Annotated in this window: 22 protein-coding genes and 1 other RNA gene; 4 read left to right on the forward strand and 19 right to left on the reverse strand. The window is 38.2% G+C overall.

What is annotated here, in order from left to right; translation table 11 throughout:
* The first annotated feature begins 56 nt into the window (after positions 1-56).
* The 3 genes from hisA to ACQKNX_RS10580 all read left to right on the forward strand — a co-directional run bounded on the left by hisA (position 57) and on the right by ACQKNX_RS10580 (position 2,175).
* The gene (gene hisA, locus ACQKNX_RS10570; RefSeq protein WP_427428836.1) at positions 57-824 is read left to right on the forward strand and encodes a phosphoribosylformimino-5-aminoimidazole carboxamide ribotide isomerase; all 768 of its coding nucleotides are present in this window, start codon (positions 57-59) and stop codon (positions 822-824) included.
* The gene (locus ACQKNX_RS10575; RefSeq protein ID WP_427428837.1) at positions 821-1,108 is read left to right on the forward strand and encodes a hypothetical protein; all 288 of its coding nucleotides are present in this window, start codon (positions 821-823) and stop codon (positions 1,106-1,108) included. Before hisA ends, ACQKNX_RS10575 begins: the two co-directional genes overlap by 4 nt.
* 332 nt (positions 1,109-1,440) lie before the next feature.
* Complete coding sequence (locus tag ACQKNX_RS10580; protein WP_427428838.1) at positions 1,441-2,175, forward strand: GTP pyrophosphokinase; 735 nt, start codon at positions 1,441-1,443, stop codon at positions 2,173-2,175.
* Between the two features lie 247 nt (positions 2,176-2,422).
* Here the strand turns inward: ACQKNX_RS10580 and ACQKNX_RS10585 are convergent, their stop codons facing one another.
* The 4 genes from ACQKNX_RS10585 to cymR form a co-directional block, all read right to left on the reverse strand.
* Positions 2,423-3,082, reverse strand: coding sequence for a tetratricopeptide repeat protein (locus ACQKNX_RS10585; protein ID WP_427428839.1), 660 nt, complete (start codon positions 3,080-3,082; stop codon positions 2,423-2,425).
* A gap of 141 nt (positions 3,083-3,223) precedes the next feature.
* A complete protein-coding gene (gene mnmA, locus ACQKNX_RS10590; protein ID WP_340823493.1) occupies positions 3,224-4,348 on the reverse strand; it encodes a tRNA 2-thiouridine(34) synthase MnmA in 1,125 nt (374 codons plus the stop codon).
* A gap of 106 nt (positions 4,349-4,454) precedes the next feature.
* A complete protein-coding gene (locus ACQKNX_RS10595) occupies positions 4,455-5,600 on the reverse strand; it encodes a cysteine desulfurase family protein (RefSeq protein ID WP_427428840.1) in 1,146 nt (381 codons plus the stop codon).
* A gap of 102 nt (positions 5,601-5,702) precedes the next feature.
* Positions 5,703-6,122 (reverse strand): cysteine metabolism transcriptional regulator CymR, encoded by a 420-nt coding sequence (gene cymR, locus ACQKNX_RS10600; RefSeq protein WP_427428841.1) that lies wholly within the window; start codon positions 6,120-6,122, stop codon positions 5,703-5,705.
* Between the two features lie 135 nt (positions 6,123-6,257).
* Here cymR and ACQKNX_RS10605 point away from each other — a divergent pair, with 135 nt between their 5' ends.
* Positions 6,258-7,541: a replication-associated recombination protein A gene (locus ACQKNX_RS10605; RefSeq protein WP_427428842.1), complete on the forward strand. Its 1,284-nt coding sequence runs from the start codon at positions 6,258-6,260 to the stop codon at positions 7,539-7,541.
* 221 nt (positions 7,542-7,762) lie between these two features.
* Here the strand turns inward: ACQKNX_RS10605 and ACQKNX_RS10610 are convergent, their stop codons facing one another.
* The 15 genes from ACQKNX_RS10610 to ssrS form a co-directional block, all read right to left on the reverse strand.
* Entirely contained in the window at positions 7,763-8,281 is a 519-nt protein-coding gene (locus ACQKNX_RS10610) for a hypothetical protein (protein ID WP_427428843.1), read from the reverse strand.
* A 221-nt stretch (positions 8,282-8,502) separates the two neighbouring features.
* A complete protein-coding gene (locus tag ACQKNX_RS10615; RefSeq protein WP_427428844.1) occupies positions 8,503-8,889 on the reverse strand; it encodes a hypothetical protein in 387 nt (128 codons plus the stop codon).
* 280 nt (positions 8,890-9,169) lie between these two features.
* Entirely contained in the window at positions 9,170-9,931 is a 762-nt protein-coding gene (locus ACQKNX_RS10620; RefSeq protein ID WP_172772163.1) for a tRNA threonylcarbamoyladenosine dehydratase, read from the reverse strand.
* A gap of 171 nt (positions 9,932-10,102) precedes the next feature.
* Positions 10,103-11,092, reverse strand: coding sequence for an N-acetylglucosamine kinase (locus ACQKNX_RS10625; RefSeq protein WP_427428845.1), 990 nt, complete (start codon positions 11,090-11,092; stop codon positions 10,103-10,105).
* Between the two features lie 74 nt (positions 11,093-11,166).
* Entirely contained in the window at positions 11,167-12,249 is a 1,083-nt protein-coding gene (locus ACQKNX_RS10630) for a DUF871 domain-containing protein (RefSeq protein ID WP_427428846.1), read from the reverse strand.
* A 27-nt stretch (positions 12,250-12,276) separates the two neighbouring features.
* Entirely contained in the window at positions 12,277-13,608 is a 1,332-nt protein-coding gene (locus ACQKNX_RS10635; RefSeq protein WP_427428847.1) for a PTS sugar transporter subunit IIC, read from the reverse strand.
* Positions 13,609-13,644: 36 nt separating this feature from the next.
* Positions 13,645-13,950 (reverse strand): PTS lactose/cellobiose transporter subunit IIA, encoded by a 306-nt coding sequence (locus tag ACQKNX_RS10640; RefSeq protein ID WP_427429186.1) that lies wholly within the window; start codon positions 13,948-13,950, stop codon positions 13,645-13,647.
* Between the two features lie 27 nt (positions 13,951-13,977).
* Positions 13,978-14,289: a PTS sugar transporter subunit IIB gene (locus tag ACQKNX_RS10645; protein WP_427428848.1), complete on the reverse strand. Its 312-nt coding sequence runs from the start codon at positions 14,287-14,289 to the stop codon at positions 13,978-13,980.
* 264 nt (positions 14,290-14,553) lie between these two features.
* Complete coding sequence (locus ACQKNX_RS10650; RefSeq protein WP_427428849.1) at positions 14,554-15,729, reverse strand: GNAT family N-acetyltransferase; 1,176 nt, start codon at positions 15,727-15,729, stop codon at positions 14,554-14,556.
* A gap of 48 nt (positions 15,730-15,777) precedes the next feature.
* Positions 15,778-17,481 carry a phosphoenolpyruvate--protein phosphotransferase gene (ptsP, locus tag ACQKNX_RS10655; RefSeq protein WP_427428850.1) on the reverse strand — a complete coding sequence of 568 codons (1,704 nt, stop codon included), beginning with the start codon at positions 17,479-17,481 and terminating at the stop codon, positions 15,778-15,780.
* Positions 17,475-17,744, reverse strand: a complete 270-nt coding sequence (locus tag ACQKNX_RS10660) for an HPr family phosphocarrier protein (protein WP_427428851.1) — start codon at positions 17,742-17,744, stop codon at positions 17,475-17,477. The genes ptsP and ACQKNX_RS10660 overlap by 7 nt, the downstream gene beginning before the upstream one ends.
* A 17-nt stretch (positions 17,745-17,761) precedes the next feature.
* The gene (locus tag ACQKNX_RS10665; RefSeq protein ID WP_427428852.1) at positions 17,762-18,484 is read right to left on the reverse strand and encodes a sugar isomerase domain-containing protein; all 723 of its coding nucleotides are present in this window, start codon (positions 18,482-18,484) and stop codon (positions 17,762-17,764) included.
* 1 nt (position 18,485) lies between these two features.
* A complete protein-coding gene (locus tag ACQKNX_RS10670) occupies positions 18,486-19,208 on the reverse strand; it encodes a GntR family transcriptional regulator (protein WP_427428853.1) in 723 nt (240 codons plus the stop codon).
* A gap of 31 nt (positions 19,209-19,239) precedes the next feature.
* Positions 19,240-20,397, reverse strand: coding sequence for an N-acetylglucosamine-6-phosphate deacetylase (gene nagA, locus ACQKNX_RS10675; RefSeq protein WP_427428854.1), 1,158 nt, complete (start codon positions 20,395-20,397; stop codon positions 19,240-19,242).
* 324 nt (positions 20,398-20,721) lie between these two features.
* Positions 20,722-20,925, reverse strand: a non-coding RNA gene (gene ssrS, locus ACQKNX_RS10680) — 6S RNA.
* Between the last annotated feature and the right edge of the window lie 52 nt (positions 20,926-20,977).

A 20,977-nucleotide genomic window follows, 5' to 3' on the forward strand; every position in this document is an offset into this window, starting at 1 on the left:
CCATGCTATGATAGATACAATGAATGAACTTGTTGTTTGGAAGGATTGTGAAGCTATTGGAATTTAGACCTTGCATCGATTTACATGATGGCAAAGTGAAACAAATTGTTGGAAGTACACTTGGACATACAGATCAAGAAGTTATCGAAAATTTCATTTCAGATTATGACTCTAGCTATTATGCGAACATGTTTGCAGAGGATCAATTAGTAGGCGGTCATGTCATTATGCTTGGCAGTGGAAATGAACATGCCGCAATAGCAGCATTAACAGCATATCCAGGAGGCCTACAAGTCGGAGGCGGCATTACTTCAGAAAACGCAAAAAAGTACATAGATGCAGGTGCCTCGCATGTTATCGTGACATCCTATATCTTTCATGATGGAAAACTCGATATTAATCGCTTAGAACAACTAGTTCATACCATCGGGAAAAAACATCTCGTAATTGACCTAAGCTGCAGAATGCGCGATAATAAATGGTTTGTAGTAACTGATAAATGGACCAAGTTTAGTGATTTTGAAGTGAATGCAAAGACCATTGCCTATATTGAGAGATTTTGTGATGAATTACTGATTCACGCGGTCGATGTTGAAGGAAAAAAAGGTGGGATGCAGGAAAGCTTGGTACGGGATTTAGCTGCTTGGACATCCATTCCAACAACCTATGCTGGTGGAGTTCGTTCTTTAGAAGACTTAGAAAAATTCAAAGCAATTTCAAATGGTAAGCTTCATCTCACAATTGGTAGCTCCCTTTCTATTTTTGGTGGAGAATTACCTTATGTTGAAGTTGTGAATTATTGTAAAAAAGGCGGGGTACTGTGAAACTAATATATAATGATTTTGTTTTTCCATTTGAAGAGACAAATTTAGAACGCATTATTGATAGAAAATATTTTAAGGTGAATACGTTAGATGATTCGTTATCAATACAGATTCAACTTGATAACGAACAAATGTTACTTGAGTTTTCTAAATCGTTAAAAGCAACTTGCGGCTTCCTTCGTGATCAAGAAACCGAACCATATATCGGTACTTATATTGACTTACAACTATTCGTTGACGAATTCAATAAGCGTTACAATTTAAATGCTAAAATTATCGTTTAAAACAATAAAAATGCAGACAAAATACTTCGAGGGTCATGCCTTTCGAAGTATTTTTCGTTTTTAGAAACAGATTGTGTCCTTCAAAAACAAAGACACTAAAATGAATTGTTGCCGTGCCTATGGAATAGGAACGCTTGGAACGAGAATGAACGGTGTCTTACCGTGTGTTGCATGCATTTTTTTGTAGAGCACAAATTTCTATTTTCCCCTTCTTTTTGTTAAGCTTGAAAGAGGGAATACTAATTTTGTTGCCCTATCATCCGATAAGGAGCTCAACTTGCATCCTATCACGGATAGAACGATTTTTTTCAGAAGAAAGGATTTATTTTATTATGAAAAACGAACTCGAAGCCACAACTTTAAAATCTTTCCAAACAGAGCTTACCCGCTTTTTCCTAGCATATAAATTTGCATTAAATGAAGTTGAAACGAAAATCAATATTTTACAAGAAGAATTTAAGCTTATTCATGAATATAATCCAATTGAACATGTCTCAACCCGAGTGAAATCACCGAAAAGTATATTATTGAAGATGTCAAAAAAAGAGCTAACACCCGCCATTGATAGTATTCGCGAACATATTCGTGATATAGCAGGCGTCCGTATTACATGCTCTTTTGTAGAAGATATTTACAAAGTAAGTGCGATGCTTCAAGCACAAAATGATATTGAAGTTGTTGACGTAAAAGATTATATTGCTTATCCAAAAGACAATGGCTACCAAAGCCTACACCTTATTATTAAAATTCCAATCTTTATGTCCGATCGAATGGAAAAAGTATATACAGAAATTCAAATTCGTACGATTGCAATGGATTTTTGGGCAAGTCTCGAACATAAAATTTATTATAAATATAATAAAGAAGTGCCTGCACATATTCGTCATGAACTTAAAGATGCGGCATTACAAGCAGCAGAATTAGATCGTAAAATGGAGCGGCTGAATAAAGAAATAAATATTTTAAAGGAAAATGAAGCAGAATCTTCACTTTTAGATACAACTCCGGTTGCACATTTAGCGCAATACTTATCGCAACTCACATTTGACAGTAAAGATAGTAAATAATTGACCGAAAGATCAAGCTAGGACAACTTATAGAAGGAAGAGCACTAGTTGTTGGTAGCGAAGGTGGCGACTCCTGCGGGAACGCACGCAGCGTAAGACGTGGGCATTCCGCGCGTTAGCGAGGGTTGCGGCTTACGGTGTGCCCTCGGAAAGAGCGCCCGCACGTAGCGGAAATCAACGATATAGCAAAAAAGTGTTAGATTGATGGCAGTCAATCTAACACTTTTTCACTTTTATCCCAACCTCTTTAGTTAAATCGTTGGGCAATCATATCGTAAATATAGCGCGCTTGATCATATTCTGGTTGAATCGTAAATGCCTGCTTCAAATGATACATAGCATCCTCTGTTTGTTCTGTAGATACCGCATACAGAACACCTAAATTATAATGAGCATCTGCATTATTCCAATCCAGCTCAATTAAATAATCCAATTCCTTCTTACCTTCTTCGAACATTTCTAATGCACATAGCACGATAGCATACGCAAGTCGAATTTGTGTATCTTCAGGCGCAATCTCTGCCGCACGTTGTAAATATGGCAATGCGAGCTTTGGATTTTCCATTCGTTCAAAGCATTTCCCCATCATATAATAAACATCTGCACCTGCAATTTTATGCTTTACCGCTTGCTCATAAAGTTTTAACGCTTCTGCATAGCGTTCCGCATTATAATATAAATTGGCTAAACCATAATAAGCAGTAGCTGCCGTTTCGTCTACAGTAATCGCCTTTTGAAAAAAGCGTTCTGCTCGTTCTGTATCTTCTAGTACAGCCAATAAATTCCCAAAATTCACGTAGCCAATTGCATTATCAGGCTCTGCTTCAATCGCTTGGGTAAATAGTTGTGCAGCATCCTCATAACGTTTCTCTTGGAATGCTAGTATGCCCTGCTCGTTAAAATCCAAATCATTTCACCTCTATGTAGCGAAAAGACTGCAAATCCTATCGCTTATTCGTTTACACTGAGTGACTATATTCACTCAATGCATTTCCTTATTTCCTAAGAAATCAACTGAAATAAGTATATTTTGCAGCCCTTTTGCAAGTTATCCAACATATGTTAGTTTTTCATTACTTTTAAAGACTTCATCAATTGTACCGCCACCTAAGCAAACTTCACCGTCATATAAAACAACAGCCTGTCCTGGTGTAATGGCACGAACTGGTTCCGCAAACTCAATGTGTGCGCGACCATCTTCTAAAATTTCTACCTCAACAGGTGTGTCTGTTTGACGGTAGCGGAATTTCGCAGTACAAGAAAATTTCCCGGGCAATTTTTTTGTCGAAGTATAGCCCATTTTCACGGCTGTCAGCGAAGTTGAATATAAAGCATCGTGGTCGAACCCTTGGCCAACAAGTAACACATTACGCGCTAAATCTTTTCCAAGTACGAACCAAGGCTCACCGTCTCCACCTATACCAAGACCATGACGTTGACCTAATGTATAATACATTAAACCATCATGTTGCCCCATAACTACACCATCCATTGTTTCCATTTTGCCTGGTTGAGCCGGTAAGTATTGACTTAAAAACTCTTTAAAATTACGCTCTCCAATAAAGCAAATTCCAGTGGAATCCTTTTTCTTGGCAGTAGCAAGACCTGCTTCTTCTGCAATTTTACGCACTTCTTTTTTCTCAATATCTCCTATTGGGAACATTACATGCGCTAGTTGCTCTTGCGATAATTGATTAAGGAAATAAGTTTGGTCCTTATTATCATCAACACCACGAAGCATACGTACTTCCCCATCACCACTGCGATCAATGCGTGCATAATGTCCTGTTGCCAAGTAATCTGCACCAAGATCCATTGCATGTTCTAGGAATGCTTTAAACTTAATTTCCTTATTGCACATTACATCAGGGTTAGGTGTACGTCCTGCTTTATATTCTTCTAAAAAGTATGTGAAAACTTTATCCCAATATTGCTTTTCAAAATTCACAGCATAATAGGGAATGCCGATTTGATTACATACTTTAATTACATCTTCATAATCTTCTGTTGCTGTACAAACGCCATTTTCGTCTGTATCATCCCAGTTTTTCATAAAAATACCAATTACTTCATACCCTTGTTGCTTTAGCATATATGCAGCAACTGAAGAGTCTACCCCACCTGACATGCCGACGACGACACGAATTTCCGATGGGTCACGTGTTTCGATCATTGTGGTCACCTTTTCTTTTATTCAATTCATATAAACCGAACTCTAAGGCTTTGCAAATATACATAGCGTTTAATTCATTCGGTTTAAATTGATAGTAATTAACAAATTATTTTGCCAGCTTTTTCACAATCGCTGCTGTTTTTTCTGCCGCTTGGCGGACAGCTTCTTCTGTTAGACCTTGGCCAAAGCTAAAGCGAATAGAATTTCGTAACTCCTCTGCCCCTTTGCCGTACATAGCAACTAACACATGTGAAGGATCAATTGTACCAGCAGTACATGCTGAACCACTAGATGCACAAATGCCAGCCATATCAAGATTCACTAAAAATGACTCTACCTCCATATTCGCAAAGCTAACGTTTAAGACGTGTGGTAGAACATTTTGTGTATCGCCATTGACATGAAATACTAATTTTTCATGTGTAAAAACTTCAAGCATAATTTGTTTAAAGCGATTGTACAGTGTTCGCTTACTTTCACGCAACTGACTTGCATTTTCAGCAGCAGTAGCAAAGCCTATAACAGCCGGTATATTTTCAGTACCAGCACGACGTTTTTTCTCCTGGTCACCGCCTAACGCGTAGCTAGCAAGTGGTGTACCAGTTTTCTGATAAAGGAAGCCAATCCCTTTTGGCCCATTAATCTTATGTGCAGACACACTTAATAAATCAACTTGCAAAGCTTCCACATCTATTGTCTCTAAACCATAAGCCTGAACAGCATCTGTATGGAACGTCGCTTTATGCTCGCGTAACAACTCACCTATTTCAGCAATTGGCTGAATTGAACCAACTTCATTATTGCCATACATAATTGTTACGAGAATCGTATCGTCACGTAATGCCTCTTGTACCGCTTCGACAGTTATGCGACCAAGCGCATCAACTGGTAAATACGTCACTTCAAAGCCTTCTCGTTCTAGCTTCTCACAAGTATGTAACACCGCATGATGTTCGATTTGAGTTGTAATAATGTGCTTCCCTTCAGCAGCTCGCGCAGTAACAGTTCCAATAATTGCCGTATTATCCGCTTCCGTACCGCCACTTGTTAAAATAATTTCTCCTGGCTTTGCACCTATTGATTGTGCTAGGACATCACGTGCATTATCTAAATGTTTGCGCGCCTCTCGTCCAGCTCCGTGAATACTCGATGCATTTCCAAATACATCGCGCATCGCTAAAGTCATCGCGTCTATTACCTTGTCATTCATCGGGGACGTTGCCGCATGATCAAGATAGATATATGAATTCATGTTGAAAACTCCTTTATACGAAAACACTAAAGCACTGTTCATTCCCGAGTGGTAAAAACCTAACAGCGTTTCTACCTTTGGAGGTGCTTTAGCCTAGAAATATTAAATATAGAACATATAGCCGTCTGCTACATTTTCCTCTGTATACTGTGCTAAATCTTCAATAGACGTTGTATCTAATACATTTTTCACAGCATCACGGATTCGTAACCATAGCTCACGTTGAGGTGCTTCCTCATTTTCGATACCCTCTACAGGCTGAATCGGACCTTCTAGTACACTAATTACATTCGCTGCAGAAATCTCACTAGGTGGGTTTGCAAGCATGTAACCTCCATAAGCGCCGCGAACACTTTTTACCAAGCCCGAATTGCGCAATGGTGATACGAGTTGCTCTAAGTACGCTTCAGAAAGCTCCTTTTCAGCAGCAATTTTGCGTAATGGAATTGGCCCTTCACCATAATGCTTTGCCAATTCAATCATAATCGTGAGACCGTAACGGCCCTTTGTAGAAATTTTCATTTTATCACCCTCAATTAGTCTAGTCAAAATACTACCAACAGTATATCATAATCTCCTCTTGAAGAACTCGGAAATACTCTTGGAAGGTTATGATATACTATGAATTAGAACAAATGTACGAAAGGGGATATTCTTTTGCATAATGAACCACTTGCATATCGGATGCGCCCATTAACGCTAGATGAAATCATTGGTCAACAAGATTTCGTCGGTCCTGATACTGCTCTATACAAAATGATTCAAAATGGGCACGTTCCTTCCATGTTATTATACGGAGAGCCAGGCATAGGTAAAACATCGATAGCAAATGCCATCGCAGGAAGCTCTAAATTACCCTTTTTCGCTCTTAATGCGACTCGTGCTGGGAAAAAAGACGTTGAAGATATTGTACAAGAAGCAAGAATTTCTGGGAAAGTTATACTGTTTCTAGATGAGATACATCGTTTCAATAAATTACAGCAAGATACATTACTACCACATGTGGAAAACGGCTCTATTGTTTTAATAGGTGCGACAACTGAAAATCCATATCATGATGTAAACCCTGCTATTCGCTCACGTTGCGGAGAAATTCATCAGTTAAAAAAATTAACAACAGCAAATTTAGTAGAACTTATTCAAAAGGCACTTACTGATGACAAACGTGGACTAGGAAAGTATCATTTTGCACTGACAGATCCACAAATTGAACAAATTGCGACAGCAGCAAATGGTGATGCGCGCAAGGCACTAACATTGCTCGAATCGATTTATTATGCAAGTGATGAAGTGAACGGACAAACAATAGCTTCTGACCATATTCTAGAACATCTTATTGGCAGAATTGGCGTGTACGGTGATAAAAATGGCTCACACTTTTATAACTTGCTGTCAGCATTACAAAAATCGGTACGTGGGAGCGATACGAATGCGGCGTTGTATTATTTAGCACATTTACTGGAAACAGGTGATTTGGTTGCAGTTAGTCGACGTTTACTCGTCATGGCCTATGAGGATATTGGTCTTGCCAACCCACAAGTAGGGGCTCACATGCTTGCCGCTGTCCAGGCAGCAGAACGTTTAGGGTTACCTGAAGCACGGATTCCGCTAGCAAGTGCTGTAATTGAAATGTGCCTTGCTTCAAAATCAAATTCTGCAATAGCTGCTATTGATGCTGCTATCGCTAGTATCCACGCAGGTAAAACGGGAGATATTCCACACCATTTACGTGATGCACATTATGAAGGGGCCAAAGATTTAGGTCATGTTGGTTATCAATATCCGCATAACAGCCCTATCGGTACTTTTGGTGGCTGGGTAGATCAACAATATTTACCGGACGAGCTTGTTGGTACAGAATTTTATAAACCAGTTATTGCAGGGGAAGAGAAACGGATGGCAAGTATATACGATAAGCTTAAATCATTCCGTCACAAGTAAAGTGCCAGGCACTCAAACAATTTACCATGCTGCTAAAGAACGCACACAACGTAAGACGCAACAGACCGCACTACAGCGGGGGTTGCGTCTTATAACTTATGCTGCGCGGAAAGCATAAAGGAGTGCCAGGCACATAAACAATTTCAGCTACATATCCCTTACAAAAAAAAGAAAAACCATTGTCGTTATGCTTTTCGACAATGGTACTAGTTTATTTCTTATTAATTTATGGATTCCTTCTCAACAAACAATTTAAATTGCTGTAAACATTGCTTGACGTCACCTTTTTGGGCAAGTACTTCTTCTCTTAAAGCAGCTACCTGATCACTATCTTCTATTACATCACCATATAGGGCGATAATAGCAGTTAAAAGCTCCTTATTCTCTTCCTGCTCAATACTTGGTAAAGAACGGGCGGCAATCGTTAATAAACTTGCTACTTTTTCAGGCGTTTTTTGTAGCTCATTTGAAGAATAATAGATGGATGCTGCTAAAAAATAACAAAGCTTGGCACTACAATCTATATACAAATGCCAATATGTATTGGCTTTCGGTAGTTCACCTGCTCTTGCAACTAAATATTCCTTATAAAATGTTGTAGCTTGTGTATATAAAGGCGTTAAAGCTCTCATGGCTTTTGTGTAATTATTAGACGTATCTAAATAATCAAATACAATACTATTCATTTTCTCTTGAAGTTTTACGATATCTAAATGTTCACGAATTACTTGTATTTCCATTTTCCCACTCTCCCATGTTCTCATTTGTTTTAGCAAACGCCATTTCCACTTCCCCTAAGTAGATTTGAACATTCCAAACAAGCTGACCTAATATCTACATATATTGGAATTATTCAAATTATAGCAATAAACCAAAAGAAGAAGTGAGGACATGAAAAAAATAAGGCAATTTCGTGAATTATTAGCATTTTGTGCACGTTAAATTAATTATTTTGGTAAAATTAAACTCTTTGTATATAGTAATCAAACAAAAATTGTTCCTTTTCTTGATTTATTATTTCGACGATGCTTCCGTTTACATATTTTTTAATTCTTTGTTTTGGACTATAAAAATACGCATTATTCGTAATTAGCCATTGGCTTAACGTCAGCTCTGTCGCTGGTTGCTGTTCAGTTAAAATTCGTTTATGCCGAAGTATATCCGCCATTTTGTAAAAGCCATCTGATAATTCATAAGCAGATACATCAAAATTAAAAACAGGTGTCACAACCTGTTCAACATCAAAAATATGTATCGTCTTTCTCTCCTCATCAATCGCTAATTCCACTGTGCTAATTTCATCGAATAGATTCAATCCTCTATATTCCATTTGATAAATTTGCTCCATTATTAATGAATGCCCCCTCTTTTATAACAGCCCTATTGTAACATAGAAAAAGTGAACGTCTGTTGCATAAGTAACATAAGGGAGCATTTTTAGTCATTTCTCCTACTGATTTTCTTGTCATAAAAGAAAAGAATCTACAAGTCATCTATGAAAAAGGAAGCATGCGCAGGCACAAACTTACAACTTCCCCAAGGAAAACTTTGCAGATTCTTCTTTTAATTAACATATGAACATTTTCAATTTCAATGTGCTAGTTACTGCTAAATACAAGACAAATGGCTTAGCCTTGTACTCGAGTAATTTTCACATCTTCTACAATTTTATTGACTACCCAACTTGCTGCGATTAAACCTGCAACAGAAGGGACAAATGCGTTAGAAGAAGGTGGCATTTTCGCCTTGCGGATAGCAGCATCTGGTTTTCCCACATGCTCTACGACATCCGGACGTACGACAATTGGACTTTCATCAGAGAATACAACTGTTACCCCTTTATGAATACCATCTTTTCGTAATTTTGTACGAATAACTTTTGCTAATGGATCTGTATGCGTTTTCGAAATATCCGCGATTTTAAAGCGGGTTGGGTCCATTTTATTGGCAGCACCCATACTTGAAATAATTGGGATGTTACGTTTTAAGCATTCTTTCATAATGTGAATTTTATAAATTACAGTATCGCTCGCGTCAATAACATAGTCGATTCCTTGTGCAAAAAATTCCTCATATGTTTCTTCCGTATAAAACATATGCATATCAATTACTTCACATTCTGGATTAATATCAGCAATACGCTCTTTCATAACGCCAGATTTGGATTTTCCTACTGTTGAAAGATACGCTACTAATTGACGGTTAACGTTCGTAATATCTACATTATCTTTATCAACTAAAATAATGCGACCAATACCACTACGAGCACATGCCTCTGCAGCAAATGAGCCGACGCCACCGACACCTAGAATGGCTACTGTTGTATTTTTTAATTTTTCGAGTCCCTCAGTACCTATCGCGAGCTCGTTACGAGAAAATTGATGTAACATCCTTACACTCTCCATCTATCCAATTTTTATTAGTAAACCTAGTTATATACTAAGATAAAATCAAACCTATATTACATTCTATCATGATATTGTTCAAGTGGAAATTCTCAAAAAGAACTCGCACAGTTGTTGTACTAAAAAATTTCGCATAGATGGTTGTTTTTTGCCTATTTAGTCATTTTCATTTTCCCATTTCTCAAAATTTGCTTGAAACGCTTCAATAAATGACACATCTAGTTGAACGTGCGCTTGTTTAAAGGCTCCGACAACCGCCCCACCTATCGGCTCTAAATCAGGTAAAATAAATTGCATCGGCAACTGATCTGCTAATGCTAATTGTTCAAGGTGTGAAACAATAGTAGGATTATTCGAAAATACACCGCCTGCTAATACTACGGGTACATTTTCTCTCCCCCATGACATGCTGGCATAACATGTTTTTATCGCCGTATAGTATTTGACACAAGCGTCTTGCACAATTTGTTTGGCTATACGATCTCCTTTTTCTGCAACTTGAAAAACATATTTGCCAATTGGTGCAATTACAGTTCTTGGGTGCTCCACTCCATAAATATGTTCAATTAATTGCGGAACACAATCAACAGAGAAATGTTGTAGTACTATATCTGTTAAAACGGTTGGCTGGGCACGCTGATCATAGCTTTGAAAAACAGCCTTTAGCACATGAATACCTAAATCATAACCACTACCTTCATCATCAAATAAGTACCCCCAGCCACCAACACGATTAACCATGTGCTGATGGTTGAACCCCATCGTAATCGCACCCGTACCAGCAATTTGGACAATCCCTTCTTGTCCCATCGTACCAGCATATAGCGCAATTAAAGCATCATTTTCTATTACAACGGTCGTCGTCTTATCAACATATTGACGAATAATACTTTCTACTATGCCTTCAGATTGCCTTTCCTTCACCCCTGCCATACCAGCAAAGCAACTATGTATTGCTGTCAATATTTGTGGCGTTTGCTCCTGCAATTTCTGTAACAATCCGTGAATTGTTGCCTCAAAATCAAGTGCATCCATTGCAGTTGGGTTACTACGTGATGTCATCACCTTGCCATAAATAGTGCCATATTCATCACAAATAACAGCACAAGTTTTTGTACCTCCTCCATCTATCGCTAGTACATACATCCTATTTGCTCCTTTCTATATGAAAAAGGATTAAGCACATACAATTGTCGGCTTAATCCTCCTATTAAGTTCAATTATTTTGTAAATCCGAATGACGCCCATGGTTGAATTTTCGCTAGTAAAAAGCGTTCTTCCTCAACTACTTTGGCAACTACATTTGTAGAGCCAGCATTCGGCATTTCCTTTAAAACTACTTGTAGTTCACCTTTATAGCGAACATCTAAATTATTATCGATTGTGACATCCCCTGGTTGCAATGCATGCGTATCATGAACTGGGAAATCACCATTTTTATATTTCACTCGCGATTGTGTACTACGAATAACGTAATCCGATACATCACCTCGATTAAAATGAGGCTCTTTGAATAAGACTGCTTCTTCTAACACCGTTGTTTCAGAGGATGGTACAACTTTCAGCTCCAACTTATGCCGATTTAATTGTCCTAATGCCTTTAGTTCTTCCTCTGAGGCATACATATTGCCAATAATACAATCATCGATTAAGCCTGTATGCCATAAATCTTTCGCTTGCACAGTAATCGGTAAATCGCGATGCTCTTCAAGTGTCGGTAGGCCATACTCAGTTTTTTCCCAAGGACCGTACAGTGCATGCTGCGATGAAATCATCGCAGCTGTCCTTATATGGTTGGCTTTAAAATTTTGAGAGGTTGCAAGAAAATGCTGACGTGAAAGACCTGTAAATCGTCTTGGATAGAAATTATGACAGCCTATAATATGGTCTCGGTTCGGTTGGTAGGATAGTATGTTATCCACATACTTCGTTCCATTACTTATATTGAGCTCAATTTTCAACTGACTATCATCGAATGACATTAACGCTTCCTCTTGACCTGAGAATCCCATGTCTAAACGCAATGCGGCCAGATGGTAGTGCTCTTTAAAGTAAGCAATATTTTTATACGTTAAGCCTAAATCTTCAAAAACAGCTGGTGCAATATCAGCAGAAATATCAAAGCCTAGCTGTTTTGCAAAATAATTGATTTGCTGTAATTTTAGTTTTTCTTGTTCATCGTTTAAAGACAAAAGACATGTAAAAATCCGATCAAAACCATTATCGTGTGCTAGCTGAACATATTGTTGCATTTCTTCTAGCGTGCTGTGCTGTGGATAGAGTGAAATTCCTAATCTTCTCAAAATGACAATACCTCCAATGCTAAGCTATTACACTTCTACTTTTGGATTCTCAGCTGTAATTTCAGCCTGTAGCTCTTGTGTTTGCTCTGCCTTTTTTTGGTCTTGTTTAGCGATACGGTTTGCCATCGCTAAGAATGGAAGGTAGATACAAACTGATATAACAATTAACGCAAGACTTAAAACAGCTCCAGTCCAAGATTGTGTCACTAAAAATCCGTTAATTACCGGCGGTGTAGTCCATGGGGCTGCAACAGTTGCCGCAGGAACCCAACCCCATTTTGTGACAAAGAAAGCAATTGTTACGTTTACCATTGGCGTTAAAATAAATGGAATAAATAAAATTGGATTTAAAACGATTGGTAGACCAAATAGTAACGGCTCATTAATATTAAATAGCCCTGGTGCCGCGGATAATTTTCCAACGGTATTATATTGCTTATTTTTCCGTGCAATAATGAAAATCGCGATAATAAGTGCAATTGTCGTACCCGATCCACCCATATTAACGAACGCATCAAAGAATGGCTTATTTACGATATAAGGTGCAACTTTGCCAGCAGAAATTGCTGCAACGTTTGCATCAATCGCAGGTAAATTAATCGTTTGCATAAATGGTTCGATAATGTTAGCACCATGAACACCTAGCGTCCATAAGAATGCTGGAATAAAGGCTAAAATTATGGCAGCAACCCATGTATTTGTTAAGCCCATAAACGGCTCCTGAATGGCTGAATAGAATGAACCAACAATATCCGGAATACCAAAACCTGCAGAAATAATTGTACGAACTAATGCAAAAACACCAATTGTAATAATAGCTGGCAGCAATGCTGCAAATGATTTCGAAACTGCTGGCGGTACCCCATCAGGCATTTTAATTAGTAGCTTACTATTACCTGATAACCTACAAAATACTTCAGTAGACAACAAGGACACGATAATGGCGATAAATATCCCGCCGGTTCCAGTTGTTAAACCTGATAAACCGCCTTCACCAAATGTACCGAATGTCAAATAACTTGAAAGACTAATGACCCCAGCTGAAAGACCGTCTTTGTTATAACTTTTTGCTAAATTATAAGCAATTGCGAACGCGAGTAACAGCGACAGAATACCAAATGTCGCACCCCACATATTTCCGCCCCATTGCGTCCATGTTTCATGCTTCCAAATGGAGTCCAGTGCATTTTGATAAAAGTCAATTGGTAAGTTATTAATTAATACAGCTAACGAGCCTACAATTGTCAATGGCATAATTGTAATAAAACCGTCACGAATGGCAACTAAATGACGCTGACTCCCAACTCTTGCAGCTACCGGTACAAATTTTTCTTCTAAAAATCGGAACATTCCACACACTCCCTTTGCTTTTTATTGTGACATCAAAAACTGATGTTACTCCCCTTTGATTTGTTCATATAGTTCGATCATTTCTTGCGCTAAATCACGAAACGTTATTGCATTCATTAAGTGATCCTGTGCATGAATTAATAGCATCGATACTTCGACTTTTTCTCCCCTTGCTTCCTGCGTTAACAATGCTGTTTGTGAATGATGAGCCTCGACTAGCGCTTCATTTGCTTGCTTTATTTTTTCCTTTGCTTCGTTAATTTGCCCCTTTTTGGCTAGCTGAAGTGCTTCCATACATTCACTTTTCGTATTACCACTATGGATAATTAATCCCATAATGGACTGCATCATTGCTGTTTCTTCCACTGTCTTACCTCCTCACCCAATCAGCTTTAATGCCTGTTTTAAGACATTATCACCGTTCATCATGCCGTAATCTGCCATATTGATTACATCAATTGGAAAATTCAATTCCTTAAATTTTGTTTCAAATGTTGATTTTAAGTAACGTACTTGCGGTCCAAGTAACAGTACATCCGCCTTCTTATTCGCTAAAATTTTATCTACTTCACTTTCGGCTATAGCAAAAATATCAGCCTCAATATTTTGTTCCTGAGCAGCCTTCTGCATCTTCGAAACTAGTAAACTCGTACTCATCCCTGCAACACAAACTAACATAATATTTTTCATCGTCAGCACTCCTTCATTGTCTTTTTTTAATTTAGTACCTTTTAACGATTTGACGACTATAATGAAATCGCTTTCTTATATTGAGAATAGCACCAATTGGTATATACCACAATATACTTTTTTAGTAATTTTATACCTTTTTGAAACTAATAAATAATTGGGCTATTGCTCGATACTTGCTAATAAATGGCTTTCCCTAACTGGTATAGTCCAGAAAAAAATTCAAAAATTTTTCATTTTTTTGCTGTTGCTGCCTGCACCAAGTTAAAAATATTCATAAAATGCTGCTCGCTTTGCTGGAATAGCCTGTTGCCAATAACGTACTTGTTCGTCACCTAACTCTTTATTCGCAAACGTCATTGCATCTTTTACACTAAGATAACCGACCATCATTGCAGAAAATAAATTGATTGGTAATGTAAGCATATGCTTTTCAGAGATGGAATTTTCCTCAATTATCGAGATATCGCCATCTTTATTTATCATGTAAATATGTTCATTCCACGGACAAAAGTGATCCTCTAGACGAACGTACAAAGTTTGCTGTAATTCTCCCCATGGATAGCGTTGCATAAAGGCAAAAGCATCCACGATTCTGACCATGACATCTTGTATAATCTTTTTTAGAAATTGCGGATTTTCAAAATTAAAACCAAAATGGCTATCATTTGCCGTAATTCCTTCGATCGTGTGTACACTTGCTGCATGTGATGTAATAAAGCGCCATAGTGCTTGTTCAGCTAAATGACCCTTCACAATAAAATCATGAATTGTAAAGATGCCATCTTGAATGGTATAGCGGATATACCCTACTATTTTTTGTTCCAGAAAACACGCAGCAAAATGACTTTCAGGTGACCTTCTTTCAATGCGTTTCCACCATGCTGCGTCACGTAGCATCCCACCATTTGTAACGCTTGCCTGTGCATTATGAAATTGTTGAATTGCTTCAAACAACGTACTATCCGGCCATTCAAAGCTCATACGCTTTACCACATCTAACTGTTTGCCGAAATGAGGAAACTGTGAGTTAGGAATAGCATAGTGGAGTTTGTCAAAAAATAATTCCCAGCCAAAATAACGGTAAAAAGAAACGGAAAAGGGTGCAAGTACTGAGATGGTTTGCCCATGTTGTCGCATTTCCTTTAGAGAAGCCGTCATTAGCTTTTTAATAATTCCTTGCTGACGGTACTCAGGATATGTTGCCACAAATCCAATACCACCCATTTCATAGTTTTCACCATGTATTGTCATATTAAGCGGTAATATTAATAGCTGCCCAACAACCTTATCGCCATCATAAGCGCCTAAAGTTGTACTATGCTCAATCCAATAATGAAAATCATCGCGCCGCGCACAGCTATATTTATTTGGAAAGCAATAATCTCGTAATCGATGAATTTGTTGATAATCATTTGCCGGAACGTATTGTATGTTCATGACGCCCTCCTTATTTTTCAGAATATTCAAAAATAAGAACTTAAATACCTAGATGTTTTTTACATATGCTTCAACATCAGATGCAGTTGATAGCATTAAAAGGTGCTCAATATGGTGGACTAACCGTTCCTTTGAAAGCTTTGCAATATGTGCCCTCGTTTTGAGAATGGAAGACGCATTCATGGAAAACTCATCTAAGCCTAAAGCAAGTAAAATAGGTATTGCTATTTCATCTGCTGCCATTTCACCGCACATACCTACCCATTTCCCCTGCTTATGTGCTGCATCAATAATATTTTTTATAAGTCTTAGTACTGCTGGGTGATATGGTTGATATAGATAAGAGACATTTTCATTCATACGATCTGTTGCCAAAGTATATTGAATTAAATCATTTGTACCTATCGAGAAAAAGTCTACTTCTTTTGCAAATAAATCAGCAATCATCGCGGCTGCCGGAATTTCTACCATTATTCCGAGTTCAATTGCTTCAGCTATTGCAACCCCTTGTGCTTGCAAATGTGCTTTTTCCTCAATCAACAATTGCTTTGCCATTCTCCATTCATCTAACGTTGCAATCATTGGAAACATTATTTTCAAGTTGCCATAAGCACTTGCTCTTAATAATGCACGTAGCTGTGTACGAAACATTGCTTGTTGGTCTAGGCAAATACGAATCGCTCTATAGCCTAAAAATGGATTCATTTCAGCTGGTAGCTTTAAATAAGGGAGATGCTTATCACCACCAATATCTAATGTCCGAACAATCGTTGGCTTTCCCTGCATTTTTTCAAGGACTGTGCGATACGCATGAAACTGCTCATCTTCAGTTGGGAGCTCTTGCCGTCCCATATACAAAAACTCAGTTCGAAATAAGCCAATACCATCTCCAGCTGCATCTATTACCTTTTCCACATCTTCAGGCTTGCCGATATTGCCCGCAAGCTCAACACTATGTCCGTCCGCACTTACGCTTGACATTGCTCGATATTGAAGGAGCTCGTGGCGCTGCTGCTTGAGCATCTGTTGCTGTTGCTCATAAAATGCTGACACATCTGGTGTAGCATCAATAATAATATTGCCATTTGAGCCATCCATAATAATTGGTGTGCCATGTTTAATTGTCTTTGTAGCCGTTTTTGTTCCAACGATTGCTGGTATATCTAGTGAGCGTGCGAGAATAGCAGAATGAGAAGTTTTCCCACCAATATCTGTTATAAATCCTTTGACATATTTAGTATCTAGCTGTGCCGTCATTGATGGTGTTAAATCTTCAGCTACGATGATGACATCTGTTGATAATCGGCTCATATCTAATAGTTCAACATTTAATAAATGGGCTAATAAACGCTTTGATACATCACGAATATCCGCTGCACGCTCTTGCATATAAACATTGTCCATTCCTTCAAACAGACCGATAAACATATTGGAAACTTCATGTAAGGCATATTCCGCATTACTGCCTGTTTTAATTTTCTCTTCAATAGCTGCTAACATTTCAGGGTCTTCTAGCAATAATAAATGCGCAGCAAATATAGCCGCCTTGTCCTCGCCAAATTTATTCTGAGCGAGTGTTAAAATTTCTTGTAATTCCCTCTTCGATTGCGCGAGTGCTACTTTAAAACGATCCAATTCTGCCTGTATATCTGTTATCGTTAATTTCTCAAATGATAAATCTGGTTCCACTAAACAAAAAGCATTAGCAAAGGCAATGCCTTCAGAAACGGCAATACCCTGTATTTCTAACATTCTTCACCAATTCCTTTAGTAACAATCACTTCTGTAACTGTTTGCATTAGCTGTTCTGCATCTGCTCCTTGTGCAGAAACCGTAATAGTACTTCCCGTCACGATGCCTTGCGCCATGACCCCCATGATGGACTTTAAATTGACAGACTTCTCATTGTAGGTTAACTGAACGTCACTCTCAAATGGTGTGACAGCACTTACTAATAGCGCGGTTGGCCGAGCATGTAAACCTTCTGGTGTTGTGATTTTAAATGTTTTTTTCATCGTTACCCCTCCAAATTTCACTCAAAATTAATGCGAGATTGATAGTTTGCAATCATCAATTCGTTATGATGTTTATTCGATTCAACATTGTTACTTTCAAAAACGGGCAATACTTCCTGACAATCAGCCAATGACTCAATAACATGACTGAATAGCGCTTGAAGAATTGCAGAACCAATCACCGTCGACGCAGGTGCGTATTGCATCTGTTGATGGTGCAATAGACCATCCCCTACAGGAATATGTGTGTTGATAACAACATCGACAACATCCTCTAAACGTTTTCCACTAATATGCCGTGTTGGTTGTTCACAATACTCAAGTGATTGCATAGACATAACAAGGATACCCGACTGTTTCGCTAGTAATGCCGCTTCTATTGGGGCATTATTTCGACCAGATGTGGAAATGACGATGCAAATATCATTTTCCTGAAATTGAAATTCATCTTTATGACGTACGATAATCGTTGGGTCCTTTTCATTTTTTGAAGATGTTAAAGCCCCTGCATGTAAAGTTAATGGCTCGATCGTAATTGGACGTACAGGCACAAGTCCTCCCGCACGATAAAATGCATCTTGTGCTAAAAGATGTGAATGTCCACAACCAAACAATTGGACAATTCCACCACTTTGAAGACGTGAAACAATCATTTGTGCAGCTTCTGCTAATAGCGTATTTTCCTGCTCTAGCACAAGATCTAATAGCCTTTGTAGTTCATGAAAATAAGCACGCATCATATCACCTTTTAATTTCACTTATAAATTTGTATCGATCAGCTCGATAAGTACTTCGCACAAGTTCGAATGGCACGCCATCTGCTAAATAACTTGTACGTTTAATAATTAAAACCGGTGCAGTATTATTAATTTGTAAATATTTACTATCTTCTTTTGCTACAATTGCCGCTTCCATTTGCTGAATGGCATTGCCAATTTTCTGATGGAATTTCGCTTCAATAAGCGCATACAACGAACCCATAATTTTCTTATCATCTAATTCAGGATATACTTTCACTGGAATATAGGTTCTTTCAATCGCCATTGGTTTGGAATCGGCACTTCGTATCCTTGTTACGAAAAATACTTCCTCACCCCGTTCTAACATTAAATCTCCTGCAATATCTAACGGTGGTACAATTTTTTCAAAACGTAGTACTTTACTAGTTGGTTCCATACCTCTTGCACGCATATCCTCCGTAAAACTTGTTAATCCCATTAATGGTTGTTCCAACTTTGGATTGGCAACATAAGTACCTCTGCCTTTTTCACGATACAGCAATCCACTATTTACTAAATTGGTAATCGATTGACGGACAGTCATTCGACTCACATCAAATTGAACTGAAAGCTCTCGCTCTGATGGAATATTTTCGCCAATTTTGTATTCCTCTAAATAAATCCGTTGCTTTAATACTTCTTCTATTTGTATATAGATCGGTATATGAGAATTTTTATCTAACACGCCTTGCACCATCCTATCGCATTTTTTACTATTATTTCTCAAATACAACTTTTCCCCGACAAATAGTTTTTTCAATATTTAAATGTTGATCTAACAAAATTACATCTGCATCAAAGCCTTCTGCAATACGACCTTTTGTGCGCAATTGTAATTGTTCCGCAGCATTTGTTGAGGACATTGCAACAAGCTCTGACAACGAACAATTTGTGACCGCTTTCATATTTTTCACTGCTTGTTCCATCGTCAATACACTTCCAGCTAATGCTCCATTCGGTAAATGTGCTCCGCTTTCTGTGACATGGACTGTTTGACCACCTAAATCATAATCGCCATATTGTAATCCTTTTGCACGCATAGCATCTGTAATTAAAATAATACCTGCTGCCCCTTTAACTCGGTAAGCAAGTTTTACAGACATAGGATGGCAATGCACAAAGTCTGCAATGATTTCAACTTTAACAGCATTTTCAACAAGTACTCCGCCTACAACGCCTGGATCTCGATGATGGAATGGTCGCATTTGATTGTATAAATGCGTTGCCTGTCTGACACCTAGTGCTACTGCTCTCTCTACCTCTTCAAACGTTGCATCTGAATGACCGATTGATACAATAACCCCTTGCTTGTAAAGCTCTTCAATAAAAGGAAAGCCACCTTCCAGCTCAGGTGCAATGGTTATTTGTTTAATGCGGTTGTTACTTAATGCTTGCCATTGCGCAAATTGTTCGATAGATGGCAAAATCATATAGTCGATTGGCTGCGCTCCAGCACGCTTTTTCGATACATAGGGTCCTTCTACGTGCACACCTAATAAACTGGCCTCATTGTCACCATCTTCAAACTTCGAGATTGTCTTTAAGGCATTTTCAATAGCTTCTGGCGCTTGTGTCATCGTCGTTGCAAGAAAGCCTGTGACACCTTCTTTAACTAATGACGCAGCCATATCATGAAGCGCTTGCTGTGTAGCATCCATTGCATCATTGCCTGCCGATCCATGAATATGCATATCAATATAGCCAGGAAACAGTAACAAGTCTTTCCCCTTGCCTTCAATATATTGCTCTGCCTTATCGAATAATTCTTTACCTACTTTAATTATCTTGCCATTCTCAACCAATACGTCACCTTTATAAGGTATCTCGTTATGGTTGACGATCGTTACATTGGAAATTAATAATGTACTGCTCAATTTAACACCTCCGCTGTCTATGTTTTCACGAAGCTTACTTTTTAAAGTTAGGACAAGCTATGTTATTTGGTATAGTTGTCTATACCAATTATAGTATGGAAATTCCAAAATAAAAAGTAAATTTTACAATTTTTATTATTTTTCGTTTAATTTAGTAAATAACTCCCCTATGCTTTTTAGGCGTTAAAAAGCTGGGACAAAAGAGAAAAAGTGTTAGATTGACTTTCCTCAATCTAACACTTCTTTGTTGTAAACGTTAAGGTTCGCTACGGCAGGCACTATTCGACATACCCTAGCCCTAGACTCTAGCATGCTATGTAATGGACGAATCCCGATTGTGCCGTAATGCCAATGAAACATTCGTTTTGAACCCGCAATTTGCAGGTGGGTGCCCGCTTTATAGCTTTAAACGTCCCTCTCCAAAATGGGGCTTGTTTGCCACTACAAAATTAGATGGCTCCCGACGATATAGTGTTCGGTCAAAACTGTTAAATAGAAATAGCAGTTAGACAAACACATCAGGATTCGTATTACAGTTATAATAACACCATATTTCAGATAATTCAAACGATTTATAGCG

This window comes from Lysinibacillus sp. NPDC093712 (assembly GCF_050280025.1).
GTDB lineage: Bacteria > Bacillota > Bacilli > Bacillales_A > Planococcaceae > Lysinibacillus.

Bases quoted from the DNA above. Each gene is read 5' to 3' on its own strand.
- ACQKNX_RS10580 (WP_427428838.1), top strand. From the start codon at position 1,441: ATGAAAAACGAACTCGAAGCCACAACTTTAAAATCTTTCCAAACAGAG.
- ACQKNX_RS10595 (WP_427428840.1), bottom strand. From the start codon at position 5,600: ATGAATTCATATATCTATCTTGATCATGCGGCAACGTCCCCGATGAAT.
- ACQKNX_RS10645 (WP_427428848.1), bottom strand. From the start codon at position 14,289: ATGAAAAATATTATGTTAGTTTGTGTTGCAGGGATGAGTACGAGTTTA.
- ACQKNX_RS10660 (WP_427428851.1), bottom strand. From the start codon at position 17,744: ATGAAAAAAACATTTAAAATCACAACACCAGAAGGTTTACATGCTCGG.
- cymR (WP_427428841.1), bottom strand. From the start codon at position 6,122: ATGAAAATTTCTACAAAGGGCCGTTACGGTCTCACGATTATGATTGAA.
- ACQKNX_RS10610 (WP_427428843.1), bottom strand. From the start codon at position 8,281: ATGGAAATACAAGTAATTCGTGAACATTTAGATATCGTAAAACTTCAA.
- mnmA (WP_340823493.1), bottom strand. From the start codon at position 4,348: ATGATCGAAACACGTGACCCATCGGAAATTCGTGTCGTCGTCGGCATG.
- ACQKNX_RS10650 (WP_427428849.1), bottom strand. From the start codon at position 15,729: ATGAACATACAATACGTTCCGGCAAATGATTATCAACAAATTCATCGA.
- ACQKNX_RS10625 (WP_427428845.1), bottom strand. From the start codon at position 11,092: ATGTATGTACTAGCGATAGATGGAGGAGGTACAAAAACTTGTGCTGTT.
- ACQKNX_RS10640 (WP_427429186.1), bottom strand. From the start codon at position 13,950: ATGATGCAGTCCATTATGGGATTAATTATCCATAGTGGTAATACGAAA.
- ACQKNX_RS10620 (WP_172772163.1), bottom strand. From the start codon at position 9,931: ATGTTACATCAATTTTCTCGTAACGAGCTCGCGATAGGTACTGAGGGA.
- ACQKNX_RS10615 (WP_427428844.1), bottom strand. From the start codon at position 8,889: ATGGAGCAAATTTATCAAATGGAATATAGAGGATTGAATCTATTCGAT.
- ptsP (WP_427428850.1), bottom strand. From the start codon at position 17,481: ATGTTAGAAATACAGGGTATTGCCGTTTCTGAAGGCATTGCCTTTGCT.
- ACQKNX_RS10665 (WP_427428852.1), bottom strand. From the start codon at position 18,484: ATGATGCGTGCTTATTTTCATGAACTACAAAGGCTATTAGATCTTGTG.